The sequence below is a fragment of the Salimicrobium halophilum genome, assembly GCF_900100295.1.
Classification (GTDB): Bacteria; Bacillota; Bacilli; order Bacillales; family Halobacillaceae; genus Salimicrobium; species Salimicrobium halophilum.
Genome location: NZ_FNEV01000006.1, coordinates 174,257 through 187,616, shown reverse-complemented (window position 1 = coordinate 187,616; position 13,360 = coordinate 174,257). Strand labels below are relative to the sequence as shown.

Genomic DNA, 13,360 nt, shown 5'->3' with positions numbered 1-13,360 from the left:
GCCCGTTGCAATAAAGAATCCCGTGTTCATTACGAACACGGGATTTTTTTATGGTTTTTTAGATGGATGGTCGTGTTTGCGACAGTTTTCATGGAAGAGATCTGAGATAACGTTGCAAAAATGATTTTATTCGATGGCATTTGGTGAATGGGAGCGCAAAGTACCTGATATCGTTTTTTATGCGATATTTTTGGAAAGCACATTATGAAAAAACACCTTATAGTTGGCCGGGGCTGGGATTGGATCATTCAGTTTTTATTTATGTAAATGTTCAGGTAGAGCAGGTTTCAAACGTCGCCATACAGGAATAATGAATGATATAAGGAGGCGCGGAAAATGTGCGGAAGATTCACTTTAATTGCGGAACTGGAAGACATGCGAACAGAGTACGGAGTTGATCAGATACGGATCGATCAGTGGCAGAATAATTATAACGTCGCTCCTTCCCAGAATATTCCGGCAGTTATAGCAGGCGCGGAAGATAGAAGGATGGGGTATTTGCGATGGGGTCTTATTCCGCCGTGGGCCGAGGACGAAAAGATCGGATTCAAAATGATCAACGCTCGCTCGGAGACGGTGGAAGAGAAGAAGAGTTTCCGTAAGCCGTTCAAGCAGCAGCGATGCATTATACCGGCGGACAGTTTTTTCGAATGGAAAAAAGACGACCTGGGAGAGAAGCAACCGTATCGTATTCAGGTGAAGGGGAAGAATCTCTTCGGTTTTGCCGGGTTGTGGGAGAAATGGGAGAACGAAAAGGGCGAGCCTGTTTTCACTTGTACCATTCTGACGACAGAAGCGAACCGGGAGATGAGCGGTATCCACCACCGGATGCCGGTGATTCTTCGACAGGAAGAGTACGGGGCTTGGCTGGATAGTGAAGAGGAAGCGCGGAATTTGTTGCGTCCTCTACCGGACGGTACTCTTGCCATGTATCCGGTCTCCAAACGAGTGAACACGCCCCGGAATAATGATGCCGCTCTGCTCGAAGAAGCATGAAATTCGATAAATGGTTGTGAGTGTGTTATCTTGAATTAAAGATATTTTTTTAATGAGGTGAAATGTTATATGAATGGAATCAAGGGAGTGCACCATGTAACTGCGATTACAAGCAGTGCAGAGAAGAACTATGAATTTTTTACGTATATATTAGGGATGAGACTAGTGAAGAAAACCGTCAACCAGGATGATATCAAGACGTATCATTTATTCTTCGCAGATGATGAAGGGAATCCAGGGACGGATATGACGTTCTTCGATTTTCCGGGAATTCCGAAAGGTTCCCACGGCACGAACGAAATCTCGAAAACATCTTTCCGTGTGCCAAGCGATGAGGCGCTCGAATACTGGGTGAAGCGATTCGATCACTATGATATCAGCCACAAAGGCATTCAGGAACGGTTCGGGAAGAAGGTGCTTCCGTTCACCGATTTTGATGATCAGGCTTATGAACTGGTGTCCGATGAAGGAATCGATGGCGTGCCTGCAGGCGTCCCTTGGCAGAAAGGGCCGGTGCCGAACGAATATGGCATCACCGGGCTTGGTCCGTTGCATGTACGGGTGGATAATATCGAGTATTTCAAAGAAATGATGGAGAAGGTCCTGGAGTTCACGGAAATTGACAAAGACGGGGCATTTCATTTATTTGAAGTCGGAGAGGGAGGGAATGGAGCTCAAGTGATCGTCGAGTTCAACAATATCCTTCCTCCGGCACGTCAAGGGTATGGAACGGTCCATCACGCCGCTTTCCGCGTAGAAGATAGGGACGCGCTTGAGCACTGGATCGATCGTATGCCGAAATTCGGATTCCGCACGTCGGGCTATGTGAACCGCTTCTATTTCCAATCGCTCTACGTCCAGGTAGCTCCGCAGATCCTATTCGAATTTGCGACGGACGGCCCAGGGTTCATGGATGACGAACCATATGAAACCCTCGGGGAGAACCTGGCTCTCCCGCCGATGCTAGAGCCGAAGCGTAATCAGATCGAAGACATGGTCCGTTCTATCGACACGGTTCGTAGTACGAAAGATATAAAAAAAGAATATTTTAATTGAGTAGAGTGAAGAAGCCCTTGAACGGCCGGTGATCCCGGTTGTTCAGGGGTTATTTATATTTTGTGGGAGTAGGGGCGGCCTGTTTTACAGGTCCTTTCGGTTTAGGTAATAAAGATTGGGGTATCGTTCTTTATAATAAACACAGAGAGGCGGAATGGTATGGGAAGATTTTTTTCCAGTCTGAAAGTGAAGTTCGCACTTATTATCGGAGCGGTATTATTATTGAATTCAACGATTGTAGGAATCGTGCTGAATGCTCTTCAGTATGCGGGGATCGAATTCAGCGGGGAGCTGGGGGTCATGGTATCGACGGGGTTGAACATCGTGATCGGGACGGCTATTATCATCCTTCTGTTGAACTACTTTATCCTTCGTCCAATAGCGTCTATAAGGAATAAAATGGAAGCGTTTGAACGGGGAGAAAGAAATGTGGAGATTCCCATGAAGGATAAGGATGAGGTATCCTCCCTCGGCGTATATGTTGCGAATTTTTTTGAGAATATGGAGGATCTTGAAAAAGCTCAAAACGAGAAGATCCGGACGATTTCGGAGGAGTCAAGGAACATCAACGGCTACCTCGATAACTTGAAAGGGCAAGTGGACAGTGTCAATGAATCGATCAAACAGATAGCCGCTCAATCGCAGGATACGACAGCTACGTTCGAGGAGACTTCCGCGTCTTCGGATGAACTAGCCAGAGGAATGAAAGAAGTTTCCGATTTCCTTTCCGGAACGTCCGCTTCCCTTGAAGACATGCGGAATTCAGCGGATGAAGGGAAGAAGGAAGTCACTTCTTCTGTTGAGAAAATCACCGAACTGAAAGAGAGCTCTTTGTCTTCGAGACAGGAGATAGAAGAACTGGCGGAAGAGATGAACAATATCACCGATGTCGTCGGATTGATTGATGATATTGCCGAGCAGACCAACCTTCTTGCATTGAACGCCTCCATTGAGGCCGCACGAGCCGGGGAACATGGGAAAGGTTTTGCGGTAGTGGCAGGGGAAGTCCGGAAGCTTGCAGAACGTTCGTTAGAGGCTACCAGTGAAGTAACGAAAACGGTGGAGCGCATGAAAGGAAAGGTCCAGAACCAGGTGAAGCGAGCGGAAGAGAATGCTGATCATGCTTCTGAGGCTTCTGAGATGATTTCTCTTATGGACGAGCGATTCGACACCGTCCTCCAAAAAATCGAAGAGAATACGAACAATATCCATAAGGTGTACAGCAACCTTGAAGAACTCGAAGGAGCGAGCCGGGAAATTTCCGTTTCGATGGAACATGAGACGAAACGGACGGAGACGCTTTCTCATTCTCTCGTAGAAATCGGGGAATCGACGGACGAGCAATTGATGAATACCGACCGTATTCGTGAAGCGGTATCCGCATTGAATGATTCGTTCTCCGATCTTGCTGGTAAGGAAAAGGATACGGAGACGGTGAAATTGAAAGAAGTATCTTGAACAATGAGGATAAATGACATAAAGTAATAGCTAGTCATTATTTTGAATGGAGATGTAACAGTTATGACCAGCTATAACGAAGAAAAATTGCAGCATTATAAAGAAAAGAACAAAAATCGGGCGAGGCTATTGATCCACTGTCCGGACCAGCCGGGGATCATTTCGCGGATTTCCGAGTTCCTGTTTAGCCATGATGCGAATATTGTCGCTTCTCATCAGTATTCGACGGATCCGGAAGGTGGAGAGTTCTTCATCCGTCTGGAATTCGACTGTCCGGAGCTTGAAGCGAAATTCGAACAGATCGAAGTCGATTTTCAGCCGATTGCCGCGGAGTTCAATATGGACTGGAAACTGACGGCCGTCCGTGAGCTTAAAAACGTAGCGATTTTCGTATCGAAACAGCCGCATTGTCTGCTTGAGTTGCTGTGGGAGTGGCAGAGTAGCGATTTGATGGCCAATCTTGCCGTCGTGATCAGTAACCATGAAGATACGAGGGAGATGGTAGAATCTCTCGGAATTCCTTTTTATCACGTGCCGTCGAACAAAGACATCCGTCATGAAGCGGAAGCCCGCCACAAAGAAATTCTGGATGAGCATGACACCGACCTGGTCGTACTGGCGAGATACATGCAGATTCTCACTCCGGAATTCGTGGAATCTTACCGCAATCGCATCATCAACATCCACCACTCCTTCCTGCCGGCGTTCGTAGGAGCTCGTCCTTACGAGAGAGCGTATGAGCGGGGAGTGAAGATGATCGGAGCTACGTCCCACTATGTCACGAACGACCTGGACGAAGGCCCGATTATCGAACAGGACATCGGACGCGTGGACCACCGCGATCACGTGGAGGACATGAAGAAAATCGGTCAGACGATCGAACGGAGCGTCCTGGCCCGCGCCGTCAAATGGCACCTAGCCGACCGCATTCTTGTTCATCAGAACAAAACTATTGTGTTTTCATAAGGGAAAGCGGAGAAGCCCTGCTTAGAAACCTCAGTCATAAGGGGAACTGTCAGACAAAAAGTGATCTTTCTTTTTTTCTGATCTGTTCCCCTTATGGCTCGGGGTTTCTGGGCTTCGTAGCTGGACATGAAAAGCGGAGACACCTTGCTTATGGCTCGAGTTTCTGGGTGGCACAGCTAGACAAGAAAAGTGGCAGCCTCCCGCTTATGATACGACCTTGGATAGGCTGAAACTAGACAGGAAAAGTCGCGGCCTTTCTATTTAAAACCCTTCGGACATCCCCGGATGTCTGAAGGGTTTTTGTGTATATAAGACGGTTTTAACCATGCAAATTGAAAAACTGCCTCATAACAAAAGTTATGGGATGTTTTTTAAGGGGGGAGGAGCAAAACTATCGGATACCCTTTTTTATGGCCCGTTTTTGCCATGAATCGGGCAAAAATCATCGCATAAAGCCACAAGCGTGCGCATAACACTCCCTCAGTCAACCTCCTCCAAAATAAAAAAACCCTCGCGCAACCGGCGAGGGTCCAAGCATTATTTATATAGTTCCGGGCGGCGGTCCTGAAAAATCGGGATCTGCGTACGGATCTCTTCGACGTTCGACGTGTCGATCTCCCCGTACACGATCTCCTCCTGCTCACTACCTTCTGCCAGCACATCTCCCCATGGTCCATAAATGATGGAATGGCCGCCGAATTCATTCTTCGGATCGGCGCCCACACGGTTACAGGCCACCACGTAGCACTGATTCTCGATGGCGCGAGCTTTGAGGAGGGTCTTCCAGTGGTCGATCCGCGGGGCTGGCCATTCGGCTACGACATAAAGAACCGTTGTGCCCTCAAGCATTTGAGTACGTACCCACTCGGGGAAACGGATGTCGTAACAGATGAGGCCGGCGCTTTTTTCGCCCATCAGCTCGAATTTTCCATCCATCGTATCATCAATGAGATATTTTTCTTCATTCATGAGTTTAAAAAGATGGGCTTTGCTGTATTCTTTAAGTAAGCTCCCTTTGTTGTCAAAGACATACATTGTATTCAACACGCCATCCGATGTCTTTTTGGCGATTGATCCTCCGACCAGGTGAACATCGTATCGTTCAGCCAGATCACTCAAAAATCGCTTCGCTTTCTGCCCTTCTTCATCTGCGATCGTCTCGAGACGGGAAAGATCATATCCTGTCGTCCATAATTCCGGAAGGACGACGACATCGACGGAAGCATCGAGGTTGCGGAAGAATTCTTCCACTTTCCTTTCGTTCGCCTCCGGATCACCGAAAGCGACATCTATCTGTAATAAAGCCAGTTTCATCGTCACCGCTCCTTTCCTTGCTCTGATCCCATTATCTGGTCGCACGTTCACTTTGTCAATCTTCCGAAAATTATTTACAATAGGGGGAACTTAGGAAATCAGGAGGAACGAACAATGAGTATATTTGAGCCATCAGAAGCAATGGAGAGACTGCCTGAGCAATTCTTCGCCAAGCTGACGAAGAAGGTGAGCAGGCTGAAAAAAGAAGGCAGAGATATCATCAACCTTGGCCAGGGCAATCCTGACCAGCCCACTCCTGAACATATTGTACGGAAATTGGAGAGTGCCGCCCGAGACCCGCGGAATCATGGATACATAAACTTCAGAGGTCTGCCTGAATTCAAGCAGGCTGCGGCGGATTATTATAAGCGGGAGCATGGTGTGGATCTCGATTCCGAGGAGGAGATTGCGATTTTATTCGGAGCAAAGGCCGGGCTCGTCGAGATGAGTCAGTGTTTTCTGAACCCTGGCGATAAGGCGCTTCTTCCTGATCCGGGTTACCCGGATTATATGTCCGGTACGGCTCTCGCGGGAGCGGAAGATGTATTCATGCCACTCAGGGAAGAGAACGGATTCCGGCCTGACTATTCGGAAATGGATGAGAAGGATTTGGACGAGGCGAAGCTTATGTTTCTCAACTACCCGAACAATCCGACAGCGGGGACGGCTACTTCTTCCTTTTTCGAAGAGACCGTGGACATTGCGAGGAAACATGACATCGGGGTGATCCATGATTTCGCTTACGGTGCCATCGGGTATGACGGGGAGAAACCCGTGAGCTTCCTCGAAACAGAAGGAGCGAAAGAGGCAGGGGTGGAAATCTTTACGCTGAGTAAAAGCTATAATATGGCCGGGTGGCGGATCGGCTTTGTCGCCGGCAACCGCGAAGTCATCGAGCAGATCAATAAACTGCAGGATCACATGTATGTGAGTCTGTTCGGAGCTGTCCAGGAAGCGGCGATCGAAGCCTTGAGCGGAGATCAGTCAAAAGTGAGAGAGCTCGTCCGGATGTATGAACGCCGGCGGGATGTTTTCATCGGGACGCTCGAAAAGCACGGGTTCCGCACCATCACCCCGAAGGGAACGTTCTTCTGCTGGATCCCGGTACCGGAAGGATATTCGTCTGAAGGGTTTGCGGACTACGCGATTGAACAGGCAGGTGTCGTCACAGCTCCCGGGAACGGGTTCGGGAAAGAAGGGGAAGGGTACGTCCGCGTAGGTCTTCTCGCTGACGAAGAGGTGCTGCGTGAGGCTGCAGAACGTCTCGGACGTCTCGAGTACTGAGTTACTTAGCCTTCTGTTTGGCTCTCGCTCTTTGCTTGTAGTATAGTTAAGAGGAAATCATCATTGTCGAAAAAGTTTGTCATTATAGAGAGGAGTAGCACAAGATGTCGCAGTCATCCTTTATGCTTCATAGTAAAATCTCCGATGTCATCCGTAATATCAATCAGGTCATGGTCGGGAAAGAAGAAGCGGCTATTTTGAGTCTGGTTACCCTGCTTGCTAGAGGTCACGTACTTCTCGAGGACGTGCCGGGTGTAGGGAAAACGATGCTCGTCCGTACGCTCGCCAAGTCGTTGAACTGTGAATTCAAGCGGATCCAGTTCACCCCGGACTTACTGCCGTCTGATGTCACAGGCGTCTCGATCTATAACCCGAAAACCACCGATTTCGAATTCAGACCGGGACCGATTCTCGGAAACATCGTACTGGCGGATGAGATCAACCGTACGTCGCCTAAGACCCAGTCTTCGTTGCTCGAAGGGATGGAAGAATCGAGTATTACCGTAGACGGACAGAGTGTAGCTTTGAAGAAGCCGTTTTTCGTCATGGCCACGCAGAACCCGATCGAGTATGAAGGGACTTATCCGCTTCCGGAAGCCCAATTGGACCGGTTTCTGCTTAAATTGAAAATGGGATATCCGACGTATCAGGAAGAGATGGAGATGCTCGAGCGTACGTCGGGAGGGCATCCGATCCACTCTGTAGAGCCGGTCATGACGCTTGAAGAACTGGTGCAGCTCCAGGAAGAGGTGGATGATGTCTATATCGATCAGACCGTGCAGCAGTATATCGTCTCCCTGACTTCGGCTACCCGTGATCATGAGAGTGTCTACCTCGGGGTCAGCCCTCGTGGCTCGATGGCACTTATGAAAGCTGCCAAGGCTTATGCCTTCATTTATGATCGGGACTACGTAGTGCCTGATGACGTCCAATACGTTGCGAAGTTCGTGCTGCCTCACCGTCTTATCTTGACCTCGGAGGCCAATTTCGAAGGGATTGCACCGGAGGATATCGTCCATCAGCTGATTGAAGCGACGAACGTTCCGGTGAAGAGGAATGTCAGTGAATGAAAGAGAAGTTGCTATACGTAGGGAAGTTCCTGTTTCTGATCCTGCTGTTTGCCATTCTTTTTTCCTATGCGATGTTCCAGGGAGGATTCGTAAGCTGGTTCCTCTTCTACGCTTTTCTTCCTTTCCTCATCTACATGACAGCTCTTCTGTTATATCCTTTGTCGGACTGGAAAGTGACCAGGCGCCCTTCGAAGAGATTGGTGGAGGCTGGAGACTCGGTGGTCATCGAACTGGAGGCCCACCGTTCCTTTCCGTTCCCTTTGTATTACATGACGATAGAGGAATCTTTTCCTGATACGCTGCAAAGGGAGGACAGAGCCCGGGAGAAATTCGTATCCTGGGACGAGCCTGTGGTGGAACGGACGATGAAGCAGGTGCTTTTCCCGTGGTTCCAAAAGACGTTCCGGCTCCGTTATCGTCTGGAACATGTCCCGCGTGGAGATCATCATTTCGGCTCGGTACGGGTCCGCACCGGAGATTTCTTCGGGTTCGTGCGTAAAGAATGGGAGATCGATTCCGAAGGACAGTTTCTGGTATATCCCTCCAAACGGAAGGTTTCCTTTTCTCTTCATTCCCGTGCCTTCGAACAGGGAGCGACCGCTTCCAGAAGTTTCAAAGAAAAACAGTCGAACATGGTTGCTGGGCTCAGAGAGTACGCACCAGGAGACCGGATGTCCTGGGTAGACTGGAAAGCCACGGCCCGTAAGAACAAAATGATGACCAAAGAGTTCGAGCAGGAGAAAAGCTCCGAATCTTTTCTGATTCTGAACGGTATCACAAATGAAGGCCCCTCCGTAAAGTTCGAAGGAGCGATCGAGTTCGCCTACTCCCTTCTTCATACGCTGTCCCGTCAGTCGCAGGATCTTTCTTTCCTGTCTATCGGAAACGAACGGAGACTCGTGCCTGCCATCCACTCTGAACGCCAGCGGGAGATGATCCGCTATCATCTTGCCAAACTTCAACCGGATGAAACGGGAGATTTCCCGAAAGAGATAGCGAAAGAACACACCTCTCTGCCGAAACAGGCTGTTCTGATGATCGTCAGTGCGACCTTCGATTCCGGAATCAAGGAAAGTCTGCTGCGTCTGGCACCTTACTGCAAGCAGCTGCTATTCTTCGTCGTCACTCCTGAAGAGGAGTGGACCTTCGAAAATCAGAAACTTGCAAAAGAATTGCGGGACCGGGGTGTGTATGTGAAGGCGCTGACGGAGAAAGAATGGGCGCATGCGGAAATGGAGGTGAAAGCATGAAGGAAAAATCCTCCTCGCTGTTGTTGTTTCTTGTATATGCCGGAGGGTTTCTCCTTCTGCTGGAGTGGCTATGGCCGCTCGACATACTGACCGATACACAGAGCGTGAGTATTTTTTATTTATACGCCGCGTTTTGTTTCTTTTTGACGTTTATGCAAGTGCCGTGGTATTTCGCTGTCCCCTTGAAGTTACTGGGGCTTCTGTTCATTCTGGACGGGCTTTTCATCGGAGAACGGATTTTCAGCGAAGCATGGTGGCTCATCGTATATAATCAGCTTTCCTATAACTTGCAGGCTGTGACAGCTCAAGAGTGGTGGGAGCTGACCGCCTTTTTCCGGAGTTTCTTGTTCCTTGTGTTATTGTGGCTGGTCAGTTATCTGCTGCATTTCTGGTTAGTCATAGCGAGAAAGGCCTTTTTCTTTATTGTGCTGACGTTCGTTTATATTACGATCATCGATACGTTCACGCCATATGAAGGGCAGGCTTCGATCATCCGGACGTTCATCATCGCGATGGTCGTGCTCGGGCTCCTTCATGTGCAGCGGGAATTCGGAGGAGAAGATGTGGGACGCCGCTCCCGGAATCCCCTGTTTTCCGCTATTCCTTTGATCACCGTGATTCTTATCGCTGCTGTAGGAGCTACGATTCTGCCGAAATTCGCACCTCAGTGGCCGGATCCGGTCCCTTATCTTCAAAGTGCTACCGGAGGGATAGGCCCTGGAGGAAATGGGAATGTCGTGCAGAAGGTCGGGTATGGAGAGAATGATTCCAGGCTCGGCGGTTCGTTTGTCCAGGATGACACGCTTGTGTTCCAGGCCGTCGTCCGGGACCGTCAGTACTGGAGAATCGAGTCGAAGGACCGCTATACCGGAAAAGGGTGGGAAGACACACTGGAACAGCCGGTCACATCCGTTGGTCCTGATGAGCTCGAATATTCCACGTTTGAAGACGATGTGGAAGCGGAACCTTCCCGGGGCTTCCTTGATTTCACAGATCAAGCGAATTTCCGGAAGCTCGTCTATCCTTATGGCGTGACATCTTTAGGGAACCTGGAACGTCCGATAGATATCGCGTTGCACACACAGACCGGAGAGATGGAAACGAGAGCAGGTAACGATTCGGTACAGCCGGAACGGTATTCTCTCAACTATGATGCTCCTTCGTTCGAGTTGAATACTCTCCGGGACGTGACGGGGGGAGACCCTGCCTCCATCCAGGAGAAATATCTGCAGCTTCCATCATCCGTTACACAAAGAACGAGAGAGCTTGCTGCCGAAATTACCGCAGAGCACGATAACCGCTATGATAAAGCGAAAGCCGTCGAGTCGTATTTCAGCAGCAACGGGTTCGAATATACGACGACCGATGTCGCCGTCCCAGAAGAAGACGAAGACTACGTCGATCAATTCGTGTTCGAGACGCAACAGGGGTATTGTGATAACTACTCGACGTCCATGATTGTCATGCTTCGTGCCGAGGGGATCCCTGCCCGCTGGGTGAAAGGATTCACGGGCGGAGAGCTGACGGATACGGATACGGAACTGTTCGATACGACGATGAATTCTTATGATGTCACCAGTGCCAACGCCCATTCCTGGGTGGAAGTGTACTTCCCGGATGTCGGCTGGGTGCCATTTGAACCTACGCAAGGATTCACGAACAATGCGGACTTCTATACGGAAGTGGACACAGACCCATCCGAATCCGGTCAAGATGAAACGGAAAGTCCGGAAGTGGATACCCCGGAACAGGAAGAACAGGGGAACCCACAGCAGATCGGTGAGGAAGAGGAAGAAACAGCCGGAACTGCTTCAGGCGGGAACGACGGAATCTCCGGGACGACCATCCTGCTTTCAGCGCTCGGCGTCCTGAGTGTTATCGGGATCGCTCTTTACCTGACAAGACTTCGCTGGCTCTCCTGGTATTACGGAAGACGCTTCCGGAGACAGGGAGATGCAGATGCGTTCCAGTCCTCTTATCGTCATCTGCTCAACGTTCTGGATAAAAGAATCGCGAAGCGCAGATCCGATGAAACGTTGCGTGCTTATGCGAAAGCGATCGACCATCGTTTTGAAGGTAATGATATGCAGCGTCTTACGAATCAGTACGAACGTCTTGTGTACCGGAAAGAAGACCGCCTGCAGAGAAACGATATATCTGAATTATGGGAAAATTTAATTAAAAAAGCATTGTCTTGATTCTGCAAAATTCGATTGTTAGAATGGGTAACAATCGAATAAGCCTTCATATATCCTCGGTAATAAGGACCGAAAGTCTCTACCGGAACACCGTAAATGTTCTGACTATGAAGGCAGGAATCGCGACGTGTATGTCCATTTCTGCCTTCTCCTGTTTAGAGTAGGCAGATTTTTTTATAGTATCGGGGATAGGCTGAGCGAAGTCATAGATAAGGAAAGAGGGACAGATATGGAAAAGGTTGAAGGAATGATTCTCGTTCTGGATTTCGGAAGTCAATACAATCAGCTGATCACGAGACGGATCCGTGAATTCGGCGTTTACAGTGAACTGCATTCTCATAAAATGACGGCAGAAGAAATCAAAGAGCTGAACCCTAGTGGGATCGTGCTCTCCGGTGGGCCGAACAGTGTATACGGGGAGGAGAGCTTCCGCTGTGATGAGGCGATTTTCGACCTGGATATCCCGATTCTCGGGATCTGTTACGGCATGCAGCTGATGACCCATCACTTCGAAGGGCGCGTCGAGCGGGCCAATGAGCGTGAATACGGAAAAGCGGACATCACCGTGAAGAATGATTCGCTACTTTTCCAGAAGACACCTGTCGAGCAGGTCGTATGGATGAGTCACAGCGACAAAGTGATCGAAGCGCCGGAAGGGTTCCAGGTAGACGCTACGAGTGCTTCCTGCCCGGTAGCGGCGATCAGCGATAAGGATCGTAAATTGTACGGGGTCCAGTTCCACCCGGAAGTCCGCCACTCCGAATACGGCAATGACTTGCTTCGCAGCTTCGTGTTTGACGTATGTGACGCGACGGCGGACTGGACGATGGAACACTTCATCGATCTCGAAGTGGAGAAAATCCGTGCGGAAGTCGGCGATCGCAATGTCTTGTGCGGATTGAGCGGCGGGGTCGATTCTTCCGTCGTGGCCGCACTCATTCACCGAGCGATCGGCGATCAGCTTACGTGCATCTTCGTCGATCACGGACTTTTGAGGAAGAATGAAGGGGACGACGTCATGCGTTTCCTCGGGGACGGATTCAATATGAATATCGTCCGCGTCGATGCCAAAGACCGTTTCCTCGGTAAACTCGACGGCGTGGACGACCCGGAAGAGAAACGGAAAATCATCGGCAACGAATTCATCCAGGTCTTCGACGAAGAAGCGGCTAAGATCAAAGACGTCGACTATCTAGCGCAGGGGACCCTCTATACGGACATCATCGAAAGCGGAACGGAAACGGCTCAGACGATCAAGTCCCACCATAACGTCGGTGGTCTGCCGGAAGATATGGAACTCAAGCTGATCGAGCCGCTCAATACGCTTTTCAAAGATGAAGTCCGTGAGCTAGGAACAGAGCTCGGAGTACCGGAACATATCGTTTGGCGTCAGCCTTTCCCGGGACCTGGGCTCTCCATCCGTATTCTCGGAGCGCTTGATGAAGAGAAGCTTGAAATCGTCCGTGAATCCGATGCGATTCTACGGGAAGAAATAAAGGAAGCGGGACTCGACCGCGATATCTGGCAGTATTTCACCGTACTTCCGAACATCAAGTCGGTCGGAGTCATGGGAGATGAGCGGACGTATGATCATACGATCGGCATCCGTGCAGTGACGTCCATCGACGGTATGACATCGGATTGGGCGCGAATCCCGTGGCACGTCCTTGAGAAAGTATCGACGAGACTCGTGAACGAAGTCGATCACATCAACCGTGTCGTGTATGATGTGACAAGTAAGCCACCTGCAACAATCGAATGGGAATAA

Annotated in this window: 10 protein-coding genes and 1 riboswitch; of the genes, 9 read left to right on the top strand and 1 reads right to left on the bottom strand. The window is 49.7% G+C overall.

The features are described from left to right. Nucleotides 1-336: 336 nt before the first annotated feature. The 4 genes from BLQ44_RS10995 (at nt 337) to purU (ending at nt 4,476) form a co-directional block, all read left to right on the top strand. Nucleotides 337-996, top strand: a complete 660-nt coding sequence (locus BLQ44_RS10995) for an SOS response-associated peptidase (RefSeq protein WP_093193949.1) — start codon at nt 337-339, stop codon at nt 994-996. Between the two features lie 69 nt (nt 997-1,065). After that, nucleotides 1,066-2,052 carry a ring-cleaving dioxygenase gene (locus BLQ44_RS10990; protein WP_093193948.1) on the top strand — a complete coding sequence of 329 codons (987 nt, stop codon included), beginning with the start codon at nt 1,066-1,068 and terminating at the stop codon, nt 2,050-2,052. A 159-nt stretch (nt 2,053-2,211) separates the two neighbouring features. Beyond that, entirely contained in the window at nt 2,212-3,510 is a 1,299-nt protein-coding gene (locus tag BLQ44_RS10985) for a methyl-accepting chemotaxis protein (protein ID WP_093193947.1), read from the top strand. A gap of 63 nt (nt 3,511-3,573) precedes the next feature. Further along, nucleotides 3,574-4,476: a formyltetrahydrofolate deformylase gene (purU, locus tag BLQ44_RS10980; RefSeq protein WP_093193946.1), complete on the top strand. Its 903-nt coding sequence runs from the start codon at nt 3,574-3,576 to the stop codon at nt 4,474-4,476. Nucleotides 4,477-5,013: 537 nt separating this feature from the next. Here purU and BLQ44_RS10975 read toward each other — a convergent pair. Next, nucleotides 5,014-5,790 carry a carbon-nitrogen family hydrolase gene (locus tag BLQ44_RS10975; protein ID WP_093193945.1) on the bottom strand — a complete coding sequence of 259 codons (777 nt, stop codon included), beginning with the start codon at nt 5,788-5,790 and terminating at the stop codon, nt 5,014-5,016. 114 nt (nt 5,791-5,904) lie between these two features. Between BLQ44_RS10975 and BLQ44_RS10970 the strand changes: the two genes are divergently transcribed. The 5 genes from BLQ44_RS10970 to guaA all read left to right on the top strand — a co-directional run bounded on the left by BLQ44_RS10970 (nt 5,905) and on the right by guaA (nt 13,360). Beyond that, entirely contained in the window at nt 5,905-7,074 is a 1,170-nt protein-coding gene (locus BLQ44_RS10970; RefSeq protein ID WP_093193944.1) for a pyridoxal phosphate-dependent aminotransferase, read from the top strand. A gap of 104 nt (nt 7,075-7,178) precedes the next feature. After that, the gene (locus BLQ44_RS10965) at nt 7,179-8,144 is read left to right on the top strand and encodes an AAA family ATPase (RefSeq protein WP_093193943.1); all 966 of its coding nucleotides are present in this window, start codon (nt 7,179-7,181) and stop codon (nt 8,142-8,144) included. After that, nucleotides 8,141-9,394, top strand: a complete 1,254-nt coding sequence (locus BLQ44_RS10960; protein ID WP_093193942.1) for a DUF58 domain-containing protein — start codon at nt 8,141-8,143, stop codon at nt 9,392-9,394. Before BLQ44_RS10965 ends, BLQ44_RS10960 begins: the two co-directional genes overlap by 4 nt. After that, complete coding sequence (locus BLQ44_RS10955; RefSeq protein WP_093193941.1) at nt 9,391-11,592, top strand: transglutaminase TgpA family protein; 2,202 nt, start codon at nt 9,391-9,393, stop codon at nt 11,590-11,592. Before BLQ44_RS10960 ends, BLQ44_RS10955 begins: the two co-directional genes overlap by 4 nt. Before the next feature lie 26 nt (nt 11,593-11,618). Next, a riboswitch (purine riboswitch) is annotated at nt 11,619-11,720 on the top strand. 101 nt (nt 11,721-11,821) lie between these two features. Then, nucleotides 11,822-13,360 (top strand): glutamine-hydrolyzing GMP synthase, encoded by a 1,539-nt coding sequence (gene guaA / locus BLQ44_RS10950; protein WP_093193940.1) that lies wholly within the window; start codon nt 11,822-11,824, stop codon nt 13,358-13,360.